Below are 24,931 nucleotides of genomic sequence, written 5' to 3'. Positions count from 1 at the left end.
ATCCAGCACCCGCAGCGCCCTCAGTCGCGCGACTAGGTTCGCTGAGACAGAGGCCCGAACGACTCGGTTCGTTGAGAAAACGACTCGATTGGGTGAGACGGGACAACCGCCATGTACAACTCGGGCGTGATCTCGGGCCACACAACGTTCATTACGACGGCCATGAAGTGCCTCTCAATCGCCTCGGCGCGGCGCGATCTGCGCGGGCGCGCACGACGACGCCAAGCAGGTCAGACCGGCCGGGCGCGTCGGGCGGGCCATTCGTGCAACAGACCCGTTGGCCGGGATGGTCACGTCGGCCGAAGTGCTGTCAGCTGAGGTCGGCGAGGTCCTCTCGGGTAAGGACGATTGACCCGGCGGAGGTGTTCTCCTCCAGGTGGGCGAGGGAGCCGGTGCCGGGGATGGCGAGGGTGACGGGGGATGACTCAAGCAGCCAGGCCAGGGCGATCTGGGGGACCGTGGCGTCATGCCGTTCCGCGACCTTGGCGATGCGGTCACCGGTGAGGTCGCTCAGACCGCCGCCCAGCGGGAAGAACGGCACGTAGGCGATGTCGGCCTCCTCACAGGTGGCCAGGACCTCCGTGTCATCGCGCTTGTCGGCGTGGAAGTGGTTCTGAACGGCCGAGACAGGCGCGATCGCCCGGGCCTCGGCGAGATGGCCGGAGTCGACGTTGCTCAGCCCCAGGTGCCGGATCAGTCCCTCGTCACGCATCGCGGCCAGCGCCTCGAAGCGTTCGGCGACGGATTCGCCCTGCGGCGGCGGCTCGATGCCCCCGATGCGCAGATAGACCAGATCGAGGCGGTCCACACCGAGGGTGTCGAGGTTCTCCTCGACCAACGCGCGCAGAGCCGTGGGATCGGTGGTCGCGGCCAAGCCGCCGTCGGGGGTGCGTACCGGGCCGACCTTGGTGGCGATGACCAGGTCGTCCGGATAGGGATGCAGGGCCTCGCGAATCAGGGCGTTGGCACGAACGCTGCCGTCGCCGCTGGCGTAGAAGGCCGCGGTGTCGATGTGATTGATGCCGAGCTCGACGGCACGGCGCAGGACGGCGCGACCGGTCTCGGGATCGCGGGCCGGACCATGGAAGGTGTTCGTGGGCAGGCGCATGGCCCCGAAGCCGATGCGGTTGATCGGAAGGTCGCCGCCAAGGCGGAAGTCATTGCTCATGAACAAAGCCTGGGTGACAGGGCGTTCGGGCCGCGAACCCGTGGCAACTTGCTGCCATCGGGCAGAATGGAGGCGTGGCAGAGATCGTGACGATCCGCGGCGACCTGGAGCTCCTCGCCCGCACCGAGCACGTCTTCTCCTCGATCCGCGAGGAGTTCATCTGCGCCGCCCGCGACCTCAACACCTGGCCCAACCCCGGCGCCCGGCAGGCCGCCCGCAATCGGATGCCCACCAGCGGCACGCACCAGATCCGCAAGCTACTCAGCCCGGCCGCGCTGGCCGACGAGGACAGCCGCGGCCACCTGAGCGAGCTCGTCGACCACGGCGCCCACGTACGGATCGCCGCCACTGCCCTCCCTCACGAGACGATCATCATCGACCGCCGCTTCGCGATCCTCGCCGGCGTGCAGGCCCCCGGCGGCCGCGAGTACACCCTGACCACCGCCCCCACCTTGGTCGGCACGGTCCACGCCTTGTACGAAGCCGCCTGGGAAACCGCCACCGACCTCAAAGCCTTCCTGAGCGGCGACCAGCCCCACCTCAACGCCGAGAGCCGTACGATCCTGCGCACCCTGGGCTCCGGCGCCACCGACGAGACAGCCGCCCGCGAACTCGGCATGTCCCTGCGCACCTACCGCCGCCGAGTCGCCGACCTACTCGACACCCTCGACGCGGGGTCACGCTTCCAGGCGGGGATGCGCGCGGGCGAGCTGGGCCTGAGCGGCTGAGGAACGGCGTTGTGCCGGGCACTGCCATTGGCCGGGCACTGCCGTCGCGTCGGACGCCTCATGCCGGTGTGCGGGCGCCGGGCTGCCTTTGCCTCGGTGAGATGGACACCACGCCCTCGGCACTGCATGCTGCAGCGTGCCCACCTGCAGTGGTGGCCGCGTAGAAGAGTGGGATGGCATGGAGCGATCGTCGAGTGAGGCTCCGTTGCCGGAGAGCATGCGCTACCGGCTGACTTTTTGGCAGCGAGTGCTGCCTCTCCTACCCATGTCCGCGATGGGCACAGCCTTCCAAGTCATGTTCCGGCTCGATGGGTTCTATCCGCCCGGGTTGTTCGCCATGACGGCAATCTGGATCGCCATGCCGTTGCTGGGACTGATCACTTATCCGTACTTCGGTGTCACCCTGACACGGTCAGCGGCCGTAGTTCACAACTTCCGCCGGCGGACCATCCCGTGGGCCTCTGTCCAAGGCATTTAGATCGAGGCCATGCTGGGTAACCGGACGGTTGTCATCTATGAGGCAAGCGGTCGCCGTACTCGCCTGCGCGCACCCATCGCCGGGTTCCTCAACTGGGACCAGAGGTTCGAGGAGAAGTTCCACACCATCGGGAGATGGTGGCTGGACCATCGTGGACCGGACTGGCTTCCTGTACCGCCACCGTGGGCCTGGAAGGACGCCAGACCAGCCTCCGACCCAAATCCCTTCCACCCACCCGCGTAGTCACCGGCCGGGCACGGACCGGCGGTGGTGCGCGGGGGCGTTTGCCCCCTCACGCACCTGCTGAGAAGTTGCGACTCAGTCGCTGACAGCGGTGCTGTCCGGCCCCGAGCTTCGGGCCTCGGCGATACGGCGACCGTGTTCGGCAGCCCGGAGCAAGGCCCGAGCGACACGCTCGGCGTCATCCGGGTGCAGGCGAACCTCATCGGTCCACAACACCGACAGCCGCACCATGCCGTCGAGCAGGTTGGTGGCCACATCGACCTCGGCACCACTCCCGGTGACGTCCGTGACGTCCAAGTCCTGGTCGCTGCTGTAGGCACTCACGCATGTCAGCATGCCTGAGATGCGGCCGTGCGAGCGGTTGTGCTCTTCCTTCCGTTCGGCGGGCGGCCATAGAGTAATGCACCATGCGTAGCCTGGCTCGTCTGCCGAAGGCCCATCTCCATCTCCACCTCGAAGGCGCGATGCGCCCCGCCACGCTCACGGAACTGGCGGGCGAGGACGGCCGACACCAGTCGACGCTGGGCGGCTTCACGTCGTTCGAGGACTTCACGTCGTTGTTTCGCGTCGCCGCGCGACTGGTGCGCGAAGGCCCGCGGGAGAACCTGCTGCGGCTGGTGCGTGAGGTGGTCGAGGACGCCGCCGCAGACGGAGCGGTCTGGATCGAGCCGCACTTCAACCCCCTGACCTACGTGGACGATCCGGCTGCCGCACTCGACCTGCTGGACGTGGTGATCGACGAGGGGCGCCGCACCGCTGACCGGCTGGGGATCGGCTTCGGCGTCGTCATGTTCGCCCGGCGCAACGCGGATCCTTCGGAGGCTGTCGAGGCGGCCCGCCTCGCGGCCCGGCGGGCAGACAACGGGGTGGTCGCCTTCGGTCTGGCCGGCGACGAAGCCCACTTTCCCGCTGAGCCGTTCGCCGAGGCATTCGCCATCGCCCGTGCTGCCGGGCTGATTTCCGCCCCACACGCTGGTGAACTCGCCGGTCCGGCCAGCGTGCGCGCCGCACTCGACGTGCTGAGCGCGCGACGGATCGCCCACGGCGTACGAGCGGTCGAGGACCCGGCTCTCGTCGCCCGCCTGGCTGCCGAAGGCGTCGTCCTGGACGTCTGCCCCACGTCCAACATCGCCCTGGGCGTGGTGAAATCCCTGTCTGTCCACCCCCTCCCGCTTCTGCTGCAAGCCGGCGTGCGGTGCACTCTCAACGCCGACGACCCCCTCCTGTTCGGCGCCGGCCTGCTGCAGGAGTACGAAACAGCCCGCACGGCCCTGGCCCTCACCGACCCCCAACTCGCCGATGTAGCCCGCATCTCGGTCGAATCCTCTGGCGCCCCGCGCGCAATAGTGGAGGACGCGGTCACGCTCATCGGCGACTGGCTGGGCACCCCTGACCAAGCAGCCCACTCCCCAAATCCAAGGCGCATCGTGACTGCCGCACCCGTACTCAGCCCTCGTCGAGGTCACCCGGGAACAGATGCGACCAGCAGCCCGGCTCCCAGCACCTCGATGCAGAAATGGAACCACGCCGGATAGAACGCCGACGGGCGCTCCACCGCACGGGCCACCAGCCGCCCCAGAGCCATCCCCCCAAGCGCCACTGCGGCGGCCAGCACGATCCCCCGTTGCAGATCACCTGAAGCATGGAGAGCCGCCCAGCCGAGCAGGCTTCCGAAACCGACACCGAACCCGCCGTAGACGGCGCGGACCTCGCCACGTGCTTCCGGGGAAGTCAGCTCGATACCGAAGAGTTGGGAACTGCTGCAGCTGTTCTGAGCAGAAGTGACTTCTGGTGAGCGTGAGTGAGCGCCTGTACCGGATTCGGTGGTTCATCCGCGCGCCAGGAGGGTCCGCCGGCGGGGGTGTGCTGTGGCCTGCGGTTTCGGCAGGGAACGGGAGTTCGTGGGTCGAATGGGTGACCTTTGCGGGGGCGGCTCGTTGACTTCGGTGACGGGGATCTTCGGCCGGACGGGGGTGAGCGGGCTGCGGGAGGTGGCGGCGTCGTTCGTGGTGCCCGGCCCGGCCGGGGTGGCGATCCGGGACCGGCTGCGGGTGTCGGAGGCGGACGCGGCGGTGCTCGCCGAGGTCGGGGTGTTCCTGGGTTCGCTGGCCGCGGCGGATCTCGCGGAGCGCTCCCGGCAAGGGCTGGCGCATGATGCGGCGGGGTGGGCGGTGCGCAAGCGCGCGCTGACGGGGAGGTCGTCGGCGCGGTGGGCGGGCAGTATCACCAAGGCCACCCACGACCAGTGGGCGCTGGCCCGCCGCGGCCAGGCCGCCCACCTCACCTGGCTGCGCGGGCAGATCGCGTCGATCGAGGCGCGGCTGGCCCGGCCGCTGGGCGCCAAGGCCGACAAGCGGGCAGGGCTCGCGCGCGGCTATGCCACGCGGGGTGAGTGGCATGCCAAGTCCCGCCGCCTGCACACCCTCAAAGACCGGCTGGTGGTGGTGGAAGCGGACCGGGCGGCGGGCCGGGTGCGGGTGGTGCGCGGCGGCAGACGCCTCGCGAACACCCGTCACCACCTTGAGGCGGCCGGACTGGACGAGCAGGCGTGGCGTCAGCGGTGGCGGGCGGAGCGGATGTTCCTGGCCGCCGACGGGGAGTCGGGCAAGCGGTTCGGCAACGAGACGATCCGCGTCACCGACACCGGCCGACTCTCGGTCAAACTCCCGGCCCCGCTGGCCCACCTGGCCAACGCCCCGCACGGCCGCTACCTCCTCGACGCGGTCGTACGGTTCCAGCACCGGGGCGCGGAGTGGCGTGACCGGGTCACCGCGAACCGGGCGGTGGCCTACCGCATCCACCACGACACCGGGCGCGGCCGCTGGTATGTCACCGCGTCCTGGCAGCGCGCCGCCGCCCCCGTCCTGCCGCTGGAGGCGGCCCTGGCCCGGGGTGTGGTGGGGGTGGACATGAACGACGACCACCTCGCCGCCTGGCACCTGGACGTGCACGGCAACCCGGTCGGCGAACCACAACGGTTCTTCTACGACCTGACCGGCACCACCGAGCACCGGGACGCGCAGATCCGCCACGCCCTGGCCCGGCTGCTGCACCACACCCGCCGCTGCGGCGCCGCCGCCATCGCCATCGAAGACCTCGACTTCGCGGCGGAGAAGGGCCGCGAGAAGCACGGCCGCAACAAACGCTTCCGCCGCCTCATCTCCCGCTTCCCCACCGCGAAACTCAAGGCCCGGCTGGTGTCGATGGCCGCCGAACAGAACATCGCGGTCGTCGCGGTCGACCCCGCCTACACCAGCCGCTGGGGCGCCCAGCACTGGCAGAACCCCCTGACCACACCGACTCGCAAAATTTCCCGGCACGATGCGGCGAGCATCGCGGTCGGGCGACGCGCCCTCGGACACCCGATCCGGCGACGGACGGCACCGCCCCACCCCGACCAGAGTGATCATGGTGGGCATCGGACCGTCCAGGCCCGACCGGACACCCGCAGGCGTGAGGAAACCCGCCCCCACATTCCCGGACCGCGCACCAGATGCGCGCCGCCCGGTAGTGGAGCGAAAGCGGGCGACCAGGGTGCCCAACACCGTTCGGGACACCCGGCTGAGCAAGAGGTCTGGCAACAGCACTCACTCCCGCTCAGTCTGTAGGAACGGTAAAGGGCCTCGAGGCGCACCGTCGTCACAGCCAAGGCGCCGCCGTGAGCACCGCAATACCGTCCTCGTGACTGCGTCTGTTGCCGACGGTCCTGGTGGCTACCGTCTTCGCTCCGTGTGCCGATGGAGTCGGCCCGTCCAGCGGAATCTGAGTACACGTACTCATGTGCCGGCCCCCGCCTCACCGGAAGGTGGAGGCGGAGGTGCGGAGATGAAGGGGACCGCGGCGGCCCGGTGGGCCCGGGCCGGCGGACTGCTGCTGGCGTTCGCCCTGGTGGGGCTGACAACGGCATGCTCCGGCGAGCCGTCGGAGAAGGAGTTACGGAAGCAAGCCACATCCCCCGCGGCGGAGTCCCGCAGGTCACTTGAGGAGCAGAAGTTACGCGCCTTGATCGAGCGCCTTACTGCCGTCGAGGGTCTGCAGCACGTGCTCACGCGTTTCGTCGACTCCTGCGGCAGGCCCTACAACGGCTCGATCTTCGAGAACAACCGGTCTCCGCACACCCTCGAATGTGACATGCAGGCTGTCGCCTACTTCGGCGTCCGGGGAGATCTCACCGACGTGCTGCACCGAATCCGCGCGGCCGACCTTGCAGCCTGGGGTCCGCACGATGACGAGGGGCGGGACATCCCTCATGCGGCAGGCACTGTGACCTACGCGCTCGACTACCACCGTAATCACGGCCGGTACCCGGACGGCAGCCTTATGGCCGCGCCACCGCTCGAAGCCCCAGGGCTCCGGATCGACTGGGATCGGCCGGACCTGCCGCTTACGAATCGGATCGAGGAGCCTGACCTGTGCCCCACGGCTGGGTCCGGAATCTATCAGCGCTGCTCGACCGCGCCGGAGGCCCCGATGAGCGTGGCATCCGCGCGGGCTCGCTACGGCACCGTCCTCACTCTTGGCTCTGGTGGCTCGAGCTCCTCCGCGTCCAACTACTTCACCGTCACCCGCGGGAAGTGAAAACCCGACACAGCCCCTCGACCGTGAAGCTGGAACGGGGCCTCCAACCCGTCTGATCGGAGCCGGCCCACCGTCCGAAGCGGTTGCCGTCAAACACTGCCGTCAACGCAAAAGCCAGAGGCCCTAAGGAGTGATCCTTAGGGCCTCTGGTCTGCTGTGCACTCGGCAGGATTCGAACCTGCAACCTTCTGATCCGTAGTCAGATGCTCTATCCGTTAAGCTACGAGTGCTTGTTTTGTTTCCCGCCGCTCCGGCCCTTCCGGCCCGCTCGCGGCGACAGGAAGAACATTACATGACTGCCGCCGCCATGTGAAATCCGTTTGCCATACCGCTTGTGAGCTGCGGAAACGACCCTCCAGGCGGGGTCGGGAACGACGCAGGAACGACGAAGCCCCGGCCATGTCGACCGGGGCTTCGTGATCAGGTGCGGAGGCGGAGGGATTTGAACCCTCGATGGGATTGAAGTCCCAAACCGCATTAGCAGTGCGGCGCCATAGACCGGACTAGGCGACGCCTCCAGCACAGCCGCCCGCGCGAGCGCGAGTGGTGCGTGCAGATGATGACACAGTCGAGCGGGGTGTCACCAATCGCCTCCCACGGTACTAGGCAGGCGGGCCGCAGGGCAAAGGCGTAAGCGGTGGTGGCCCGGTGGCGCAACATCCGGGGGCGCGGGGCGTTAGTCAGGTCATGTTGCAGGTCACCCGGCTCGGCCGGTTCGCGCGGTTCGCCCCTCTCGTCATCGGCGTCGGCTCCGTCGTCTCCCTGTCCGCGGTGCCCGCTGCGGCCGTCTCCGGCTCCTCCCTCTCCGCGCTCGCGCCCCCGCCCGTCCGGGACGAGGACCGGGCGGGGGCGGGCGGCGACCATCTCACCGTCACCGTGCGGAACGCCGGCGGTGACGCGGACGGGACGTACGAGGTGGACTGTCATCCCGGCGGGGGGAGTCATCCCGATGCCGGTGGGGCGTGTGGTGTCGTCGAGCGGAACACGCGGTGGGGGAAGGACGCGTTCGCTCCCGTGCCCGGGGACAGCGTCTGCGCCATGCAGTACGGCGGGCCGGCCACCGCTCATGTCACCGGGACCTGGGCCGGGCGGCCCGTCGACGCGCGGTTCGACCGCAGCAACGGGTGTGAGATCGGGCGATGGGACCGGCTCGTGCCGTTGCTGCCCGAGGTCGGCGGAAAGGCTCGACAGGGCTCGACAGGCCCCCATGGGGGTCTCAGCGTTTTCATGGCGGATGCCCCGGCTCCGTAAAAGTCCCGCGAAGTCTCGCCGAGCCGGAGTGGGAGGCGAAGTGGGAGCACAGGCACCTCGTCGCGGATGCGGTCACACGTTCTACGTCACTTCGTCGTGCGACCTCCCTCTCATCCGGCGTCGCGAGCGCAACCGCTGCCCTTAGACTCCCTCGCGTGACACGTCGCGGGCCGGTTGGCAAGATGGCCCGAGCGGTCGGCTAAGTGCGGTAACAGGGAGGAAGCGTCTCGTGAGCAGCAGGCCATCCCGAGGCGCTGCTCGCCTCGCAGCCATACTCGACGCGCTTCCCGATGCGTTGGTGCTGGTCAACGCCAATGGGACCGTCGTCAACGCGAACACCATCGCGCTCGAGGCCTTCGAGGCGCCCGGGACCGCACTGGTCGGGCGCGGGCTGCTCGATCTGCTGCCGCAGTTCGACTCCAAGCTGATCCCCGGCTCCATGCGGCGGCCCGACCACATGGACCCGCGCGGCCGGACCAAGCCGACCCGGATGATCGCCCGGCGGACCGACGGGACCGAGTTCCCGGTCGAGGTCACCAGCGCGAATCTGGAGAACGGCCAGCAGGCCTACGACAGCTACAGCTACGGCGGCGACGAACTGCTGATGCTCGTCGTACGGGACCTGACCGGAACCGTGGACACCGAGGCCGAGCTGGCCCGGTCGCAGCGGCAGACCGAGATGATCCTGCGGGCCGCGTCCGAGGGCGTCGTGGGGACGGACACCGACGGGCGGATCGTGCTCGTCAATCCGGCCGCCGCTCAGATACTGGGCTACAGGGCCAGTGACCTCGGTGGACGTGAGCTGCACGATCTCGTGCTCCACTCCCGGGTCGACGGCACGCCCTTCCCGTACGAGGAGTCCCCGCTCGCCGACACCCTGCGCTCCGGGCGCAAGCACCGGGTGCGCGGGCAGGTGGTGTGGTCGAAGAAGGGCGAGAAGCTCCCGGTCGACCTGACGACCGCGCCCGTCCGCGACGGCGACCAGCTCGTCGGCGCCGTACTGACCTTCACCGACCGGCGGCCGTACGACGCGCTCGCCGAGGAGAAGGCCGCCGCCGACAAGCGGCACGCGGAGGAGCTCGAACGACTCGCCGAGGAACACGCCTCCGAGCTCACGGCGCTGCGCCAGAAGCACGTGACCGAAGTCGAGGACCTCCAGGAGCAGCACGACGAGCGACTCGCCGCCGGCGAGGAGCGGTACGCCGCGCTCGGAGAGCGCGAGAAGGACCGGTACGAGGCCCTCGCCGGACGCCATGAGCAGCTCCTCACCCTGCTCGCACGGTCGCTGCGCGGGCCCCTCGACGAGCTGCGCCGCGAGCTGGCCGCGCTGGCCGCCGACGACGCCGGGCAGCTGTGGCCCGAGGCGAACCAGGTCCTGCATCACCTCTCCGCCGGCTACTCGCGGATCACCACGCTCATCGACAACGTCCTCGGGTACCAGCGGCTCGACACCGGGATGGACGGCATCACGCGTACGAAGGTGATGCTCGACGCCGTCGTCGCGGCGGGTGTCGACGGGGCCGTGGAGCTCATCGGGCCCGGCCGCGTGCAGTTCGCCGTGCACGCGCCGCCCATCGAGGCCGAGGTCGACGCCCGGCTCCTCGCCACGGCCCTCGCGCACCTCGTCGCGGACGTCGCCGGCGTCGACGCCACCGGAAACTCGCCCGTCTCGGCGGGCGGTTACATGGACAACACGGTCGTCGTCGCGGCGGCGCAGCGCGGTGAGGTCGTACGGATCGAGGTGCGCGGGCCGTACGCCGGGGGAGACCCGGTGCACGAGCCGATCGTGCGCGGGATCGTGCGTGCCCACGGCGGCGTACTGCAGACGCACGAGGTGCCGGGCATGAGCGGCAGTGCGTACGTCCTCGAAGTGCCCCTCGGCGGTGGGGCGGGGGCCGTCGCGGCTCCGGGTCCGGCCGCAATCGAGGCGGCCCCCGGAGAGGCCGTACTGCCCGAGCAGGCCACCGGCGGCGGGCGGCGACGGGCCCGGCGGGCCACGACGGACGCCTTCCTGGACGGCGAGGTACCCGGCGACGCCCCCGACGGTCCCGGAGGTCCCGGGGGTTCTGAGGGTGAAGCCTCCGCCCCTACCGGGCGGCGCAGGCGGCGGGCGGCAGGGGCTCCCGCGCAGGAGATCGCGCCGGTTCCGGCCCAGGCTTCGGGTGACGCCGGGGAGGGTTCCGGCGGCGGTACGGGACGGCGACGGGGGCGGCCTGCCGAGGGTGCGGTCGCCGGTGCGCCTGTGGGTGCGCGCGGAGGCTCGGTCGCCGGTGTCGCCGAGGGGGCCGTGGTCACGGCCGCCGAGCATGCCGCCGGGACCGCGGCCGTGGGGACCGGGCTGGGCGGGACGGTGCCGCCGCAGGGCGTGCCCGTGCCCGACGGGCAGCTCGCCCTGCGCAACGGTGGCGAACAGCAGGCGTTGCCGGCGGCGTTGCCCGCGTTGGCTTCCCGCGGCGGCGGGCAGGGTTCGGAGCAAGAGGCATCCGCCACGAATGCCTCGGTCGGCGAGGGTGCTGACAACGTCGAGAACGGTGAGCAGCCCACCGGTCGGCGCCGACGTGCGCTGGCCGCCGCGTCGGAACGGGCCGCCGCGCAGGAGGCCGGGCCCCGTGCGGTGTTCGCGCTGCCGCCTGCGGAGGCGGACCGGGCGCCCGGCGGCGCGGACGCGACGGGGGCGGCGGCGGGGGCGATTCCGGGGCAGGTGCCAGGGGCGGTCCCGGGTACTACGGCCGCTCCGGGTACTCCGGCCGCTCCGGCCGCCCCGGTGACTGGACACGTTCAGGTTCCCGGCCAGGGTGGTCCCGGTGACGGCCTCGTCGACGACGGTCGGCACGACGCCGTACCGCACAGCCAGGCCGACGACCACACCCCGCCGCAGCCGCATCCCACGAGCGTGCCGACGGGCCGTCGTCGGCGGGCCGTCGGCCAGCGCGCGGAGGCGGAGCCGACCGGGGTTCCCGGAGCAACCGGGGCACCCATCCAGGACGTTCCGGCGCAGGCCGCGCCTGGGCAAGGCGTGCCTGGACAGGCCGTGTCCGGGCAAGGCGTGCCTGGACAGGCCGTGTCTGGGCAGGCCGTGCCGGCTCAGGAAGCGCCGGTCCCGATGGCCGGCCCGCCTCAGGCCCATGCGGCCCAGGCAGGCACGGTCGCTCACGGTGGCGTGGCAGGGCAACCGGTGCAGCCCGGTCAGATGATGCAGCCCGTGCAGCCCGGCGTGCCGGTCCTTCCCGGCGCCCCCGCCCCCACGCAGGCCGCCGCCCCCGGCCGACCGACCCCCGCCCCGGCCGCGCAGCCCGCCCAGGCACCGCCCGCCCAAGCCGCGCCCAGCCACCCCGTGCCCGACCAGGGCCGGCCCGCCCCCGGCCAGCCCCTCCCGGCCGAGGCACCCCACGGCCAGGCCCTCCCGCACCAGGGAACCCCCGCACCGGGCACCGCCCAGGGCACCCCCGCCCCCCAACCGTGGCCCGCCGCCGACGACACCACCGGCGCGGGTATGCCCGTACCGCCGAACGGTGCCGCCGCCCCCGTACCCCCGCACCCGGCAACACCACAGCACCCTCAGCCGACACAAGCCCGACAGCCCCATCCCCCACAGCCCCACCCAGGCACTCCAGCCACCGGCACCCCCCTCCCTGCCGAGGCGAGCGGAGCCACCGGAGCCACCGGCGTGACCGGGCCCACCGGCGCGACCGCCCCCGTCGGAGCCTCTGGAACCCCCGGCACCCCCGCCGCACCCCCCCGCGCCGCTCAACCGCTCCCCGCCGAAGCCGCCTCCGCGCCCGTGGACCCGAACTCCACGCAGGGGCGGGCGATCAGTGTGCGGACGTTGGGGCAAGGCGTGCCGTTCAATCGGCAGGCTCTGCAGGTGCAGCAGCCCACGGCGGGCGGCGCCGGTGTGCTGCCGTCGGCCACGCCTCCCCCGAATCAGCCGGGCGGTTCCGGCAGGCGGCGGAAGCTCGGTACGCGGCCCGACCCCGCCGCCACGGCGGCGCCGGAGCAGGCGGCACGGCCGCATCCGCCGACCGAGCAGCCCGCCGTACCGCCCCAGCCGAGCACGCAGCCGCAGGCGCAGCCCGTGCCGCAGCCCTCGCTCGCGGGCCAGTCGCGGCTCGCGCAGGCGACCGAGGGCACCGGGCGGTCGTACGCCATAGGGGCGCCCGACGAGAACGCCGCCGAGGGGCCCGAGCCGTTGGACGGTCCCGGCGGTGCCGTCGAGATCGCGAACACCCCGCGGCCGCAGCCGATGGACGACGAGCTGCCGCCCGAGCCGCTCGACAACCCGCGCAGGCTGCTCGTTTGGCCCGCGCCCGACGTCCACACCCAGCAGGCGCTGAGCGATCGCGGGTACCGGCCGGTCATCGTGCATTCGCGCGAGGAGGTCGACGCGCAGATCGCGGCCTTCCCCGCCGCGCTGTTCGTCGACCCGCTGACCGGGCCGATCACGCGGACCGCGCTGCAGTCGCTGCGGCAGGCCGCCGTTGCCGCGGAGGTGCCGGTCCTGGTGACGGCCGGGCTCGGTCAGGCGTCGCGTGAGGCGGCGTACGGCGCGGATCCCGCCGTTCTGCTGAAGGCGCTCGCGCCGCGTGACACCGAGCAACATCCGCCGCGCGTACTGCTGATCGAGGAGCACGCCGAGATCGCGCTCGCGCTGACCGCGACGCTGGAGCGGCGCGGGATGCAGGTGGCGCGGGCCGCGAGTGACGCGGACGCGGTGACGCTGGCCGGGCAGCTCAGGCCGAATCTCGTGGTGATGGATCTGATGCAGGTTCATCGGCGGCGGGCCGGAATCGTGGACTGGTTGCGCGCGAACGGGCAGCTCAACCGCACCCCGCTCGTCGTCTACACGGCCGCCGTCGACCAGGCTGACCTGCCGCGGCTGGCGTCGGGGGAGACCGTCCTCTTCCTCGCCGAGCGGTCCACGAGCGGCGAGGTGCAGGCGCGGATCGTGGAACTGCTGGCCCGGATCGGGATCAACTAGCCGACGCCTGAGGTGCGATCAGCCTGCGCGCCGCTTCCTTGATCGAGGCGCGCAGGCGGGTGCGGTCGGCGTCCTCCGGGCCCGTGAGGATGCGGCGCATCTGCGGGACGGCGGCGGACCAGTTGGCCAGGGCTGTCAGCAGGAACAGCAGGTCGCGGGGCGGGAACGCGTCGGTGATGACGCCCCTGGCCTGGCCGTCCTCGATGGCGGCGACCTTGCGCGTGTAGTGCTCCTGACGCTCGGCCTCGTCAGGCAGCTCCGCGGTGCCGTACTCGATGCCCTCCCAAAAAAGAAGGCGCAGCAGTTCGGGGTGGGTGGCGTGGTAGTCGAGCAGTCGGTCGATCCAGCCCTCGATGTCGTCCGGGTCGACGGGGACGGCGGCCGCGAGGTCGACCATGCGCGTGCCGAGGACCTGGGTGAACAGCTCCGCCTTGTTGCCGAAGTAGGCGTAGATGAGCTGTTTGTTGGCCTTGGCCGCGGCGGCGATACGGTCGATGCGGGCGCCCGCGATGCCGTGGCGGGCGAACTCGGCGACCGCCGCCTCGTAGATCCGGGCCTTGGTGGCCTCGGGGTCTCTGACTGCCATGGGGGCAGGGTACCGCCGGGTGCGACCCCTTGTAACCAACTGGTTGGTTGACAGGGAATTCCGGGGCGGTGCACGCTGTTGGACGTCTATGTTCCAACCAACTGGTTAGTTGCTAGAGCTGGCTCTAAGGAGCACGTCCCCCATGCCGACAGCAGTCACCGCCCACCAGAGCCGACAGGCCCGCACCCCGACGCATGAGCCGGGCATCGCCGCCCGCTTCCTCCTCCCCCTGATCGCCCTCGCCACCGCGGTCACCGCCGCCAACATCTACCTCGCGGCCCCGCTGCTCCCCCTCATCGCCCGCGACTTCGGCTCGACCCCCTCCGCCGTGGCCTGGGTCGCCTCGGTCGCGCAGTTCGGCTACGCCGCCGGCCTGCTCGTCTTCGCCCCCCTCGGCGACACCGTGAACCGGCGCCGACTGGTCGCCGTCCTCTCGCTCGTCACGGCCGCGGCGCTGGTCGGGGGCGCTGCGGCCGCGGGGACCACCGCCCTCGCCGCGGCCGTCCTCGTCGCCTCCGCCGCGACCGTCGTCCCGCAGCTCCTCGTCCCGCTGGTCGCCCAGCGCGCCCCCGCCGACCGCCGCGCCCGACACGTCGCGGCCGTCATCGCGGGCCTGTTCACCGGCATCGTCGCCGCCCGCGTCCTCGGCGGCCTGGCCGGGCAGGCCTTCGGCTGGCGAGCGGTCTTCGTGGGCGCGGCGGCACTGACGGCCGCGCTGGGCCTGCTGACGGCCTACGCCCTGCCCGCCGAGCACCACACCCCCCGCACCGGCTCCCTGTTCTCCGGCCTCGCCGCCCTGCCGTCCGTCGTCCGCCGCTCACCCGACCTGTGGCGCGCATGCGTCCGCCAGGCCGGGATGTACGGCGCCTGGAGCGCCCTGTGGACCTCGCTCGCGCTGCTGCTCACGGCGCAAGACGCGGAGGGCTACGGCCTGTCCACCGCCACAGCCGGCCTCTTCGGCCTCTTCGGGCTGGCGGCGAGCGTCGTCGCGCCCCTGGCCGGCGGCTTCGTGGACCGCTTCGGCGCCGCCAAGGTCGTACGCTCCGCTTATCTCCTCGCCGCCGCGTCCGTCCCTCTGTTCTGGCTGGGCGGGCACGTCCTGTGGGCGCTCTTCGCGGCCGCGATCGCCGTCCACGCCGCCCTGGTGGCCTCCCACGTCGCCAACCAGACCCTCGCCCTCACCACCACCTCCACCCCGGCCACCGCCAACACCGCCTACGTCGTGGCCGGCTTCGCCGGCGGCGCCATCGCCTCCGCCCTGGCCGGCTCGGCGTTCACCCACTTCGGGTGGGGCGGGGTGTGCGCGGTGGCGGGGCTGTGGCTGGTGCTGGGATGGGTGAGCACTTCGGTGCGGCGCTGAGGGATTTCGTCGTACGACGGTGACGGCTTCCCTCGCACGACGGTGTGACCGTGCCCCCGGCCGCCACCGCGACGCCTGTGACCTGGACTTCCATCGGGGCACGGTGCAAACGGCGCCCCTCGCACGACGATGACGGCGCCCTTCGTACGAGGGTGTGGCGCGCGTGCGCCGGACAGGGACCGTGGGCCCCGCCCGGCGCACGCGGATGTTCGTCGGACGTGGGTCAGAGCCGGGTGACGTCCAGCTCCCCCTCGGCATACCGCTTGCGCAGCACCTTCTTGTCGAACTTGCCGACGCTGGTCTTCGGTACCGCCTCGACGATCGACCAGCGCTCCGGGAGCTGCCACTTGGCGATGTGGGCCTCGCCGGCGAGGAAGGCGCGCAGGGACTCGAAGTCGGCGGTGGAGCCCTCCTTGAGGACGACCGTGGCCAGCGGACGCTCGCCCCACTTGTCGTCGGGGACCGCGACGACGGCCGCCTCGGCGACATCCGGGTGGGACATCAGCGCGTTCTCCAGCTCCACCGAGGAGATCCACTCGCCGCCGGACTTGATGACGTCCTTGGCGCGGTCGGTGAGGGTGAGGAAGCCGTCCGGGCTGATGGTGCCGACATCGCCGGTCTTGAGCCAGCCGTCCTCGCTGAACTTGTCGGCGGGGCGCAGCGGTTCCGCGTCGGGGCCGTTGTAGTAGGCGCCGGCGATCCAGGCGCCGCGCACCTCCAGCTCGCCGGCCGACTCACCGTCCCAGGGGAGGCGTTCGCCGCCGGGTCCGGTGAGGCGGGCCTCGACTCCGGCCGGGAAACGGCCCTGGGTCAGGCGGTACGCGAACTCCGCGTCCGTGCCGACGACGCGGGCGGGCGGGCGGGCGACCGTGCCGAGCGGCGACGTCTCCGTCATGCCCCAGGCGTGGCAGACCCGCATGCCGAGCTTGTCGAACGCCTCCATCAGCGAGGGCGGGCAGGCCGAGCCGCCGATGGTGACCTGGGTGAGGGAGGAGACATCCCTCGGATTGGCGGTCAGCTCGCCGAGCAGGCCCTGCCAGATGGTGGGCACGGCAGCCGCGTGCGTCGGCTTCTCGGTCTCGATCATCTCGGCGAGCGGGGCCGGCTGGAGGAAGCGGTCCGGCATCAGCAGGTTCACGCCGGTCATGAAGGTCGCGTGCGGCAGCCCCCACGCGTTCACGTGGAACTGCGGGACCACGACGAGCGAGGTGTCCTGGTCCGTCAGGCCCATCGACTGCGCCATGTTGACCTGCATGGAGTGCAGGTAGATCGAACGGTGGCTGTACACCACACCCTTGGGGTCGCCCGTGGTGCCGGAGGTGTAACACATCGCGGCGGCCTGACGTTCGTCCAGTTCTGGCCAGTCGTACGTGGTCGGCTTCCCGGCGATGAGCTCCTCGTACTCGTGCACCTGGACCGCGTCGGCGGCCGCCAGCAGTGAACGGTCGCCCGGACCCGTCACCACCACGTGCTCCACCGTCTTGAGGTGCGGCAGCAGCGGGGCGAGCAGCGGCAGCAGCGAACCGTTGGCGATCACGACCCGGTCGGCCGCGTGGTTCACGATCCATGCCAGTTGCTCGGGTGGGAGGCGGAGGTTGAGGGTGTGCAGCACCGCGCCCATGGAGGGGATGGCGAAGTATGCCTCGACATGCTCGGCGTTGTTCCACGCGAGCGTCGCCACACGGTCGTCGCCCGTGACTCCGAGATCCTCCCGCAGCGCGTGTGCCAGCTGGGCCGCACGGTCGCCGATCTCGGCGAAGGAGCGCCGGTGCGGCTCGTCCTCACCGGTCCACGTGATCACCTGTGATGTGCCGTGGATCGTCGACCCGTGGGTCAGGATCCTCGAGATCAGCAGCGGTACGTCCTGCATCGTGCTCAGCACGGCGTCCTCCCGGGGCGACATTGCCTACGCGGTAGTAAGGGCTGCGCAAAGTCTGCGCGCATACCGATCGGTATGTCACTAGGAGAGTGTGATCGATCAGGTCACGTTGCGGTCCGAGCCGGGAGCCTGTACTGGTCGGTACGGTCGGTGCGCTCGCCGGTATGGGTTGGTACCGGTCGTCGGTACGGGTGGTACTGGTCGTCCGTACTGGTCCGGCGCTATCGGACCAGCCCCAGCTCGGGGTCCTCGCGCAGCTTGCCCAGTGCCCGGGACACCGCCGACTTCACCGTGCCCACCGACACCCCGAGCACCTCGGCCGTCTGCACCTCGCTCAGGTCCTCGTAGTACCTGAGGACGACCATCGCCCGCTGCCGGGCGGGCAACTTCGTGATCGCCCGCCACATCGCGTCATGCAGCGCCTGCTGCTCGGCCGGGTCGTCGGCGGCGGCAGCCACTGACTCCGGCTCGGGCATCTCGTCGCACGCGAACTCGTCGACCTTGCGCTTGCGCCACTGTGAGGTCCGCGTGTTCAGCAGCGCCCGACGCACATAGCCGTCCAGCGCGCGGTGGTCCTCGATGCGCTCCCAGGCGACGTATGTCTTGGCCAGCGCGGTCTGCAAAAGGTCCTCCGCGTCGCTCGGGTTCGCGGTCAGCGACCGGGCGGTACGCAGCAGCACCGGCTGGCGGGCCTTCACGTACGACGAGAACGACGGGTACGGAAGGGTCTGCGTCGCCGGCGTGGCGGCCTTCGAAGCGCTGGTGCAGACGGGTGTGGTCATGACTCCACGCTATGAGCGAGGGCACCTCCGGCTCATCGGCCGCAGGTCCCGAAGACGAGTCCGCCTCAGGTTGTAGGGGTGGTGCTGCCTGCACCTCCTGAAGGTGGACGAGCGGCCCGGGGGTACTGCGGGATGACCCCTGGGGGACGCTTCTGTGGGTGGCAGCTGATGCCCCCTGGGGGACGCTTCTGTGGGTGGCAACTGATGCCGCCTGGGGGACGCTTCCCTTGGTGGTACGGATGACCCTGAGGGACATTTCCCTGGGTGACGTTTCCCTCGGTGGTTCATCCGTCGGTGGTCAACACCAGGCCCGACGTCGGCACCCCCGTGCCCGCCGTCACCAGGATTCGCTCCGCACCCGATATCTGGTTCGCCGCCGTGCCCCGCAGCTGCCGTACTCCTTCCGCTATGCCGTTCATGCCGTGCAGATAGGCCTCCCCGAGCTGCCCGCCGTGGGTGTTGATCGGCAGCTCCGCCCGGCGAACGAAGTCCGCCGCCTCTCCCTTTCCGCAGAACCCGAACTCCTCCAGCTGCATCAACACGAACGGTGTGAAGTGGTCGTACAGGATCCCCACGTCGATGTCGGCGGGGCTGCATCCCGAGGTCCGCCAGAGCTGGGAGGCCACCGCCCCCATCTCCGGCAGGCCGGTCAGGTCGTCGCGGTAGAAGCTGGTCATCTGCTCCTGTGCCCGTCCCGCGCCCTGGGCGGCCGCCGCGACGACGGCGGGCGGGTGGAACAGGTCGCGGGCCCGCTCCACCGAGGTGACGACGAGTGCCTGGCCGCCGTCGGTCTCCTGGCAGCAGTCGAGCAGCCGCAGCGGCTCGACGATCCAGCGGGAGGCCGCGTGCTCGGCGAGGGTGATGGGCCGGCCGTGGAAGTACGCCGCCGGGTTGGTCGCCGCGTACCGGCGATCCACCACGGCCACGTGCCCGAACGCCTCCGGGGTCAGGCCGTAGGTGTGCAGGTACCGCTGGGCCGCCATCGCCACCCACGACGCCGGGGTGAGCAGCCCGAAGGGGAGGGACCAGCCGAGGGCCACCCCTTCTGCCGACGGCTCCCGGTGCTGTACCCCCGAGCCGAATCTCCGCCCCGACCGTTCGTTGAAGGCGCGGTAGCAGACCACCACCTCGGCCACGCCCGCGGCGATGGCGAGTGCCGCCTGCTGGATGGTCGCGCAGGCCGCGCCGCCGCCGTAGTGAACGCGGGAGAAGAAGGACAGTTCGCCCATCCCGCATGCCTGGGCCACGGTGATCTCCGGGCTGGTGTCCATCGTGAAGGTGACCATCCCGTCCACGTCGCCCGGCCGCAGCCCGGCATCGTCGAGTGCCGCCCGCACCGCCTCCGCCGCAAGTCGCAGCTCGCTGCGGCCCGAGTCCTTGGAGAACTCCGTCGCCCCGATGCCGACGATCGCCGTCCGTCCGCCGAGGGTGTCGCGGGTGCGTCCGCTCATCCCGCCTCCCCCGCCGGGAGGGTGACTGTCACCGTGCCCGTCACGTGTCTGCCGATGGCGTTGGTTCCGACCACGCGGACGGTCGCGGTTTCCTCGGCCACGTCCTCGATCGTGCCCGTCAATACCATCGTGTCCCCCGGGTAGTTCGGGGCACCGAGTCTGATGGCCACCTTGCGGAGTACGGCCCGCGGGCCGAAGTGGTCTGTGATGTACCTCCCTACCAGGCCGTTCGTCGTCAGGATGTTCATGAAGATGTCGGGGGAGCCCTTCTGCCGGGCCAGTTCGGCGTCGTGGTGGACGTCCTGGTAATCGCGCGAGGCGATGGCTCCGGCGACGACGAGGGTGCGGGTGATCGGGATCTCCAGGGGCGGGAGTTCGTTACCGGGTTTCATGCGGCCTCCCCTCCGACGCGAAAGACCGGCAGTACCAAGTCGTCGTTGTACGACTGGAATTCGAGCCGCACCGACTGGCCGATCCGCACCTTGTCGTACGCCAACCCCAGCACGTTGCTGATCATCCGGACGCCTTCCGCCAGCTCGATCAGGGCGACCGCGTAGGGAGGGGTGAAGGCGGGGAAGGGCGGGTGGTGCAGGACGACGTACGAATAGACCGTGCCTTCGCCGCTCGCCTCGACCGTGTCCCAGTCGGGGCAGCCGCATGTGTTGCAGCCGGGTAGCCAGGGATGGCGCAGGGTGCCGCAGCCGGTGCAGCGCTGGATCAGCAACCGGTGCTGCCGGACGCCCTCCCAGAAGCCGGCGTTGTCCCGATTGACGACAGGACGGGGGCGCGGGGGCTTCTCCTGTCTCCTCGCGGGGGCGTACTTGAGGATGCGGAAGCGGTGGGTGCCCGCGAGGTCCTCGCCCACCCAAACGTCCATGCGGGTCGTCACGAAGTACCCCGTGCCGAGCTTGGTCGTCTTGCGCTCGGACACCGACTCGATCACGGCGTCGAACGTGATCTCGTCGCCGGGCCGCAGCGCTCTGAGGTACTCCTGCTCGCAGTCGGTGGCGACCACCGAGGTACAGCCCGCCTCGTCGAGAAGGGCGAGGAGTTCGTCGTAGGCCTTCGTTCGCCCGTTGTCGCCGCTGTGGCCGGAGAGGCCGGAGAGGCCGCCCATGGTCCACACCTGGAGCATGGTGGGCGGGGCGATGGCGTCCGGGCCCGCATACGCCGGGTTGTTGTCGCCCATCGCCTCGCACCAGTGCCGGATCATGGGCGCGTTGACGGGGTCCTTGCCGACGCCGACGACGGCGGACGGCCGGCCCTCGTATGCCTTCAGCCGCTTCTCCAGGTCGGGCAGGCTGCCTGCGCTGGCCAAGCTCCCCAGGCTGCCTGGGTTGCTCGCGTCGCCTGAATCACCCGCGTCGCCTGGATTACTCCCGTCTCCTGGGTTCCTCAGGCTGGTCAGGTCATCGCTCACCTCCTGCTCGCTGTTCGCCATCGCCCATCGCCCCCTCGTCATCCCGTGCCGCATTGCGTAGACACTTCTGGTACACCGCAGCCGCCGGTCCGGTTCCCACGGATATCGCGAAGATTTCTGACTGTCCGTCAGATACGAGAAGGTGTCAAGGGCAGCTGCCCGCATGCGAAAAGCGCTTGCGCGGCGATGCCGTAGCACCGCGGCGCAGGTGCACATTTCCAGCCATTCCATTCCACACGGCGCGTCACCCCCTCCTCCTCTTCCTTTTTTCGAACAGGCGTACGAACATGGAGGCATGGCCACCACCGACCGGCAGGCCACGACGCTGGCCCTCGCACACGCCCTGTCAGCCGCCGAACGCGGCCTGGCCGTCATCCCCCTGTCCCGGACGAAGCTCCCGGCCCTGCGCTCCCCCCACCGCGACGACCCTTCCGCCCCGCCCTGCCACGGCGAGTGCGGACGCCTCGGCCACGGGGTCTACGACGCCGCCACCGACGCCGCGCGCATCCGCGAACTGTTCGCCGCCGCGCCCTGGGCGACCGGCTACGGCATCGCCTGCGGCCTCCCGCCCCACCACCTCATCGGCATCGACCTCGACACCAAGTCCGACACCGACTCCTCGGCCGCCCTGCGCGAACTCGCCCTGCGTCACCTGTTCACGATCCCCGACACGGTCGTCGTCCTGACCCCCAGCGGTGGCCGCCACCTCTGGCTGAGCGGTCCGCCCGCCGTCGTCGTCCCCAACTCGGCCGGCCGACTCGCCCCCGGCATCGACATCCGGGGCGCCGGCGGTTACCTCGTCGGCCCCGGCTCCCGCACCGACCACGGCACGTACACCACTGCCCCCGGCACCGCCCACCTCGCCCCCGCGACCTGCCCGCCCGCGCTGCTCCGCCTCCTGCTCCCACCGCCCCGCAGCCACCACCCCACGCCCTCGTCGACCGGCGGACACGGCCAGGGCCTCGTCCAGTTCGTCCTCGCCGCCCACGAGGGCCAGCGCAACACCCGTCTGTTCTGGGCGGCCTGCCGCGCCTACGAGGACGGCATCGGCCCCGCCCTCGTCGACCCGCTGGTCGACGCGGCCCTCAACACCGGACTCAGCGAACGCGAGGCCCGCGCGACGATCGCGTCGGCAGCGCGAATGACTGGGCACAGGCCGTAGCGGACGGGGAGCCCGAGGACTGGCCCACAGGCCCCACAGGCGGGCGGGGAGGCCCAGGGATCTTCCCGCGGTGGCGCTGTTTGGCCATCAGAAAACGTCGGGCGTCGTCGTGGCCGATCTGCCGGTACCAGGAGGCCAGTTGCTCGTACGGCTGGGCGGCGTAGCCCGGATGTCGGCGTAGCCAGGCCACGCGTACGTCCAGTAGGGCAGTCGTCCGGCTGCTGTCCGCCTCAGCCCCGTTCCGGACCATCGACATTGAAGATCGATTCCCCGGCGCCGGCTCTCACGACGATGAGATCGGCAACCTCCGCCGAAGGGTTGCTCTCTCGGTGAACGGCACCCTTGGGAACGTAAACGAAGTCGCCGGGGCCAGCTTGGACTGTTTTCGCGCCATCCGGGCCGAACTCCATTTTCAGCGCGCCGCTGAGGACGTAGATCACTGATTCCCACTCGCCGTGGTGATGCCAACCGGAGACCATCCCGGCCACTGTGCGTACGGTTCCCGACCATGTTCCGTCGGTGGCGAAAGCCTGCTGCCGGTCCATCCCCGGAGTGCGTGGCCCCGGCCTTCTCTCACGGGGAGTAACGACCGTGACCTGATCCGGCTGAAGGTCCATGACGACTCCTTCCGCTCGCGCCGTCGAGCCTTCGTTCGGACTCGACGCCGTCATAGGCGGGCGTTCGCCTCTCACTCGTAGCCTAGTGCCGGAGCCGTGTTGCGGGGTCGATCACCTCGGCGTCGACGGTGGCATAGTTCAGGGACGGTCCACACCTTGGATCAGACAGGGTGGCTGACCAGCAGGTTCCTGGATCTGTCCGCCGGTTCTTGGTCCACGCCTGGTCCACACGCACTGATCCACAACGCGACAGGGCCGGATCAAGGTGAGACACCTTCCATGCAGAAGGGGTGCCCCTCGCTGAGGGACACCCCTTCTGACCAGCACGTCTCTGACCTGCGGAGGCGGTGGGATTTGAACCCACGGTCACATCGCTGCGACGACGGTTTTCAAGAGCGTCGCGGTTACAGGTCGTCTCCGCAGGCCAAGGGCGCTTTAACGCCTCCGAGTAGCCCTCATGGCCCACGCATGGCCCACAGGGGGAGAGATACCCATCGGGGTCCACTTGCCTCGCCCTACCGCAGGGCGCCAATGCGCTTAGGTTTAGACCACCGGTCGCCCGCTGGCCGACTCCGTGCCGGGTGGAGGCGTCGGCGAGTTGGCGATCGTCGGAGGACGAAGTTCGTTCTGCTGTCCCTGACCGAACCAGTAGCCGATGATGGCCCCTGCAATCCCGGTGACTGGGGTGACGTAGAGACTGAAGTCCTTGGCAGCCACGCCAGCAAGCATGGCGACCCAAGGTGAGGCAATGATGGAAAAGACCACTGCAACCAGCGCCCAACCGCGAACACTCTCTGCGCGCCGAATGAGCCCAGACTGCTCGAAGGAAAGGTCTGCCCGGTGCTTCCGATCGGCCAGTTCCACCTCCCAGTGCCGATCAATCTCCCGGAATCGAATTTCCGCGTCAAACTCCTCTGGAGTCTCTGGACGCTTACCTAGATGGAAAGACGGCTGATTTTTTTCAACTATTAGCCGCTGCTTCTCTTCCAGCAGGGAAGTCACCTGTCGAGTCAGGTCATCAATCTTGTCACTTTTATCGCTATACAGCCCAAGATAGCTGTCTATCTTTTTGACTGCGAGGCGATACTCTGTGATCCAATCCTGCTCAGTTTCAGGCATTCTCCCCATTAGCCACTCGTAATTTGATCCATCTGCACTGAATCCCTCTGGACTCACTTCAGGCATGCGCCCCCCTTATTCAACATGCACTACAACCACTACAAAACACACTTCCGGCCATAACCTCAGATAGGACCCACCTCACGGAGTCCACCTACTCCCCGAATTCCATCACTTCTTCTGCGGAATCATTTGCGCGGGGGTAGCGACGCAGCGGAATCCTGTGTCGTCGTCATGCATCGTGTCGTTGGCATCATTGGGAACGGCTGGAGCTCCCCGGAACAGAGGGCTCGTAAAGGCGCTGCCACGGAGTCCGTACCGCCCTGGCGCGGTCGGTGTCGCAAGCCACTCCCATACGTTGCCCACCATGTCGTAGACCCCGTAGGGCGAAACGCCACTGTGGTATCGAGAGACAGACGTCGTGCGCTCCACTCCGGTCTCTCGGACGTTGCACTTTGCGGCAGTCTTCTGGTCGCCCCACGGGAAGGTGCGACCAGAAGTTCCGCGCGCCGCCTTCTCCCACTGCTCGGCTGTAGGCAGCGACTTCCCTGCCCATGTCGCGTAGGCGTTTGCGTCGCGCCACGTCACGTGCACCACGGGGTGGTCGTACAGCTCGCGCGGACATCGGCCGTTCTCCCAGTGCTCAGGCGCTGGGTGTCGAGTAGCCGCACAGAATCGCGCGTAGTCAGCGTTGGTCGTCGGGAAGGTGTCGATGTGGAACTCATCCACCCACACCGGTTCGTCATCCTCGCCTGACAGGAAGATCCCTTCCGGGACGTGGGCCATGAGTTTGCCGTCACCGGGATGCTTCACGTACTCGCCGCTGCTCGTCTGGTCTTCGTCAGGTTCGATGACCGCTTGAGTGGGGATGTCGTCCGCCGCGAGGATGCCGACAAAGCGGCCCTGAGCGTCTTGGTCGGCTTTGGCGAGCAGGGTGTCCAAGGCCGCTTGGTTCACCATGCGCAGAGTGGCTTGCTCGCCGTCTCCCTCCCACCGGGAAACGATGCGATCGGACACCCCAAGTTTCTCGGAGAACTCCATGAGGCTCATGCGTACGGCTTCACGGAGTGCCTTAACTTCACGTCCGGTCCATTTCGTAACAAGTGGCATGGGCTACCTCTGTCGTGAATC

At 70.0% G+C, this 24,931-nt stretch carries 20 protein-coding genes and 3 tRNA genes; 8 read left to right on the top strand and 15 right to left on the bottom strand.

The annotated features are described in order from the left end of the window. Positions 1 to 310 precede the first annotated feature (310 nt). A complete protein-coding gene (locus tag ACFYO2_RS17070) occupies positions 311 to 1,168 on the bottom strand; it encodes an aldo/keto reductase (RefSeq protein ID WP_388349310.1) in 858 nt (285 codons plus the stop codon). A gap of 74 nt (positions 1,169 to 1,242) precedes the next feature. On the opposite strand from ACFYO2_RS17070, the gene ACFYO2_RS17065 reads away from it, so the two are divergent. Then, positions 1,243 to 1,896 carry a DNA-binding response regulator gene (locus tag ACFYO2_RS17065; protein ID WP_388349308.1) on the top strand — a complete coding sequence of 218 codons (654 nt, stop codon included), beginning with the start codon at positions 1,243 to 1,245 and terminating at the stop codon, positions 1,894 to 1,896. A gap of 796 nt (positions 1,897 to 2,692) precedes the next feature. On the opposite strand, the gene ACFYO2_RS17060 is transcribed toward ACFYO2_RS17065, so the two are convergent. Next, positions 2,693 to 2,941 (bottom strand): hypothetical protein, encoded by a 249-nt coding sequence (locus tag ACFYO2_RS17060; protein WP_388349306.1) that lies wholly within the window; start codon positions 2,939 to 2,941, stop codon positions 2,693 to 2,695. A gap of 83 nt (positions 2,942 to 3,024) precedes the next feature. Here ACFYO2_RS17060 and add point away from each other — a divergent pair, with 83 nt between their 5' ends. Beyond that, positions 3,025 to 4,152, top strand: a complete 1,128-nt coding sequence (add, locus tag ACFYO2_RS17055; protein WP_388349304.1) for an adenosine deaminase — start codon at positions 3,025 to 3,027, stop codon at positions 4,150 to 4,152. Here add and ACFYO2_RS17050 read toward each other — a convergent pair. After that, positions 4,080 to 4,352, bottom strand: coding sequence for a DUF4345 family protein (locus ACFYO2_RS17050; RefSeq protein WP_388349622.1), 273 nt, complete (start codon positions 4,350 to 4,352; stop codon positions 4,080 to 4,082). The genes add and ACFYO2_RS17050 overlap by 73 nt on opposite strands. A gap of 211 nt (positions 4,353 to 4,563) precedes the next feature. Between ACFYO2_RS17050 and ACFYO2_RS17045 the strand changes: the two genes are divergently transcribed. Together ACFYO2_RS17045 and ACFYO2_RS17040 are read left to right on the top strand one after the other, a co-directional pair. Then, positions 4,564 to 6,225, top strand: coding sequence for an IS200/IS605 family accessory protein TnpB-related protein (locus tag ACFYO2_RS17045; protein WP_388349620.1), 1,662 nt, complete (start codon positions 4,564 to 4,566; stop codon positions 6,223 to 6,225). 217 nt (positions 6,226 to 6,442) lie between these two features. Further along, on the top strand, positions 6,443 to 7,195 hold the full coding sequence (locus ACFYO2_RS17040; RefSeq protein ID WP_388349302.1) for a hypothetical protein: 753 nt from the start codon (positions 6,443 to 6,445) through the stop codon (positions 7,193 to 7,195). A 157-nt stretch (positions 7,196 to 7,352) separates the two neighbouring features. Here ACFYO2_RS17040 and ACFYO2_RS17035 read toward each other — a convergent pair. Beyond that, positions 7,353 to 7,425, bottom strand: a tRNA-Arg gene (locus ACFYO2_RS17035). 197 nt (positions 7,426 to 7,622) lie between these two features. Next, a tRNA-Ser gene (locus tag ACFYO2_RS17030) sits at positions 7,623 to 7,713 on the bottom strand. Between the two features lie 169 nt (positions 7,714 to 7,882). Between ACFYO2_RS17030 and ACFYO2_RS17025 the strand changes: the two genes are divergently transcribed. Together ACFYO2_RS17025 and ACFYO2_RS17020 are read left to right on the top strand one after the other, a co-directional pair. Beyond that, positions 7,883 to 8,446 carry an SSI family serine proteinase inhibitor gene (locus ACFYO2_RS17025; RefSeq protein WP_388349300.1) on the top strand — a complete coding sequence of 188 codons (564 nt, stop codon included), beginning with the start codon at positions 7,883 to 7,885 and terminating at the stop codon, positions 8,444 to 8,446. A 229-nt stretch (positions 8,447 to 8,675) separates the two neighbouring features. Then, positions 8,676 to 13,424, top strand: a complete 4,749-nt coding sequence (locus tag ACFYO2_RS17020) for a PAS domain-containing protein (protein ID WP_388349298.1) — start codon at positions 8,676 to 8,678, stop codon at positions 13,422 to 13,424. Here the strand turns inward: ACFYO2_RS17020 and ACFYO2_RS17015 are convergent. Next, positions 13,417 to 14,010, bottom strand: coding sequence for a TetR family transcriptional regulator (locus ACFYO2_RS17015; RefSeq protein WP_388349296.1), 594 nt, complete (start codon positions 14,008 to 14,010; stop codon positions 13,417 to 13,419). The two genes, ACFYO2_RS17020 and ACFYO2_RS17015, sit on opposite strands and share 8 nt — an antisense overlap. Before the next feature lie 142 nt (positions 14,011 to 14,152). Between ACFYO2_RS17015 and ACFYO2_RS17010 the strand changes: the two genes are divergently transcribed. Beyond that, on the top strand, positions 14,153 to 15,370 hold the full coding sequence (locus ACFYO2_RS17010; RefSeq protein ID WP_388349294.1) for an MFS transporter: 1,218 nt from the start codon (positions 14,153 to 14,155) through the stop codon (positions 15,368 to 15,370). A 223-nt stretch (positions 15,371 to 15,593) separates the two neighbouring features. On the opposite strand, the gene ACFYO2_RS17005 is transcribed toward ACFYO2_RS17010, so the two are convergent. From ACFYO2_RS17005 to ACFYO2_RS16985, 5 genes are all read right to left on the bottom strand, one after another. Further along, a complete protein-coding gene (locus tag ACFYO2_RS17005; RefSeq protein ID WP_388349292.1) occupies positions 15,594 to 17,273 on the bottom strand; it encodes a long-chain fatty acid--CoA ligase in 1,680 nt (559 codons plus the stop codon). 197 nt (positions 17,274 to 17,470) lie between these two features. After that, positions 17,471 to 18,031 carry a SigE family RNA polymerase sigma factor gene (locus tag ACFYO2_RS17000; protein WP_388349290.1) on the bottom strand — a complete coding sequence of 187 codons (561 nt, stop codon included), beginning with the start codon at positions 18,029 to 18,031 and terminating at the stop codon, positions 17,471 to 17,473. Between the two features lie 284 nt (positions 18,032 to 18,315). Then, entirely contained in the window at positions 18,316 to 19,482 is a 1,167-nt protein-coding gene (locus ACFYO2_RS16995; RefSeq protein ID WP_388349288.1) for a lipid-transfer protein, read from the bottom strand. Beyond that, a complete protein-coding gene (locus ACFYO2_RS16990) occupies positions 19,479 to 19,874 on the bottom strand; it encodes a MaoC family dehydratase (protein ID WP_388349286.1) in 396 nt (131 codons plus the stop codon). Before ACFYO2_RS16990 ends, ACFYO2_RS16995 begins: the two co-directional genes overlap by 4 nt. Next, complete coding sequence (locus ACFYO2_RS16985; RefSeq protein WP_388349284.1) at positions 19,871 to 20,800, bottom strand: bifunctional MaoC family dehydratase N-terminal/OB-fold nucleic acid binding domain-containing protein; 930 nt, start codon at positions 20,798 to 20,800, stop codon at positions 19,871 to 19,873. The genes ACFYO2_RS16990 and ACFYO2_RS16985 overlap by 4 nt, the downstream gene beginning before the upstream one ends. Before the next feature lie 397 nt (positions 20,801 to 21,197). Between ACFYO2_RS16985 and ACFYO2_RS16980 the strand changes: the two genes are divergently transcribed. Next, positions 21,198 to 22,064, top strand: a complete 867-nt coding sequence (locus tag ACFYO2_RS16980; protein ID WP_388349282.1) for a bifunctional DNA primase/polymerase — start codon at positions 21,198 to 21,200, stop codon at positions 22,062 to 22,064. A 230-nt stretch (positions 22,065 to 22,294) separates the two neighbouring features. Here the strand turns inward: ACFYO2_RS16980 and ACFYO2_RS16975 are convergent, their stop codons facing one another. The 4 genes from ACFYO2_RS16975 to ACFYO2_RS16960 form a co-directional block, all read right to left on the bottom strand. Then, the gene (locus tag ACFYO2_RS16975) at positions 22,295 to 22,681 is read right to left on the bottom strand and encodes a cupin domain-containing protein (RefSeq protein WP_388349280.1); all 387 of its coding nucleotides are present in this window, start codon (positions 22,679 to 22,681) and stop codon (positions 22,295 to 22,297) included. 339 nt (positions 22,682 to 23,020) lie between these two features. Further along, positions 23,021 to 23,127 (bottom strand) — tRNA-Ser (locus ACFYO2_RS16970). A gap of 97 nt (positions 23,128 to 23,224) precedes the next feature. Further along, a complete protein-coding gene (locus tag ACFYO2_RS16965; RefSeq protein WP_388349278.1) occupies positions 23,225 to 23,866 on the bottom strand; it encodes a hypothetical protein in 642 nt (213 codons plus the stop codon). A gap of 105 nt (positions 23,867 to 23,971) precedes the next feature. Then, positions 23,972 to 24,850 carry an SUMF1/EgtB/PvdO family nonheme iron enzyme gene (locus tag ACFYO2_RS16960; protein ID WP_388349276.1) on the bottom strand — a complete coding sequence of 293 codons (879 nt, stop codon included), beginning with the start codon at positions 24,848 to 24,850 and terminating at the stop codon, positions 23,972 to 23,974. Between the last annotated feature and the right edge of the window lie 81 nt (positions 24,851 to 24,931).

This window comes from Streptomyces sp. NPDC006602 (assembly GCF_042870385.1).
In the GTDB taxonomy this organism is placed as follows: Bacteria; Actinomycetota; Actinomycetes; order Streptomycetales; family Streptomycetaceae; genus Streptomyces.
The sequence above is the reverse complement of the archived record's forward strand: the minus strand, read 5'-3'. Positions and strand labels throughout refer to the sequence as shown.

Excerpts from the sequence above, each read along its gene's own strand:
- ACFYO2_RS17070 (WP_388349310.1), bottom strand. The coding sequence starts at position 1,168 with ATGAGCAATGACTTCCGCCTTGGCGGCGACCTTCCGATCAACCGCATC.
- add (WP_388349304.1), top strand. The coding sequence starts at position 3,025 with ATGCGTAGCCTGGCTCGTCTGCCGAAGGCCCATCTCCATCTCCACCTC.
- ACFYO2_RS17040 (WP_388349302.1), top strand. The coding sequence starts at position 6,443 with ATGAAGGGGACCGCGGCGGCCCGGTGGGCCCGGGCCGGCGGACTGCTG.
- ACFYO2_RS17025 (WP_388349300.1), top strand. The coding sequence starts at position 7,883 with ATGTTGCAGGTCACCCGGCTCGGCCGGTTCGCGCGGTTCGCCCCTCTC.
- ACFYO2_RS17015 (WP_388349296.1), bottom strand. The coding sequence starts at position 14,010 with ATGGCAGTCAGAGACCCCGAGGCCACCAAGGCCCGGATCTACGAGGCG.
- ACFYO2_RS17010 (WP_388349294.1), top strand. The coding sequence starts at position 14,153 with ATGCCGACAGCAGTCACCGCCCACCAGAGCCGACAGGCCCGCACCCCG.
- ACFYO2_RS17005 (WP_388349292.1), bottom strand. The coding sequence starts at position 17,273 with ATGTCGCCCCGGGAGGACGCCGTGCTGAGCACGATGCAGGACGTACCG.
- ACFYO2_RS17000 (WP_388349290.1), bottom strand. The coding sequence starts at position 18,031 with ATGACCACACCCGTCTGCACCAGCGCTTCGAAGGCCGCCACGCCGGCG.
- ACFYO2_RS16995 (WP_388349288.1), bottom strand. The coding sequence starts at position 19,482 with ATGAGCGGACGCACCCGCGACACCCTCGGCGGACGGACGGCGATCGTC.
- ACFYO2_RS16990 (WP_388349286.1), bottom strand. The coding sequence starts at position 19,874 with ATGAAACCCGGTAACGAACTCCCGCCCCTGGAGATCCCGATCACCCGC.
- ACFYO2_RS16980 (WP_388349282.1), top strand. The coding sequence starts at position 21,198 with ATGGCCACCACCGACCGGCAGGCCACGACGCTGGCCCTCGCACACGCC.
- ACFYO2_RS16975 (WP_388349280.1), bottom strand. The coding sequence starts at position 22,681 with ATGGACCTTCAGCCGGATCAGGTCACGGTCGTTACTCCCCGTGAGAGA.
- ACFYO2_RS16965 (WP_388349278.1), bottom strand. The coding sequence starts at position 23,866 with ATGCCTGAAGTGAGTCCAGAGGGATTCAGTGCAGATGGATCAAATTAC.
- ACFYO2_RS16960 (WP_388349276.1), bottom strand. The coding sequence starts at position 24,850 with ATGAGCCTCATGGAGTTCTCCGAGAAACTTGGGGTGTCCGATCGCATC.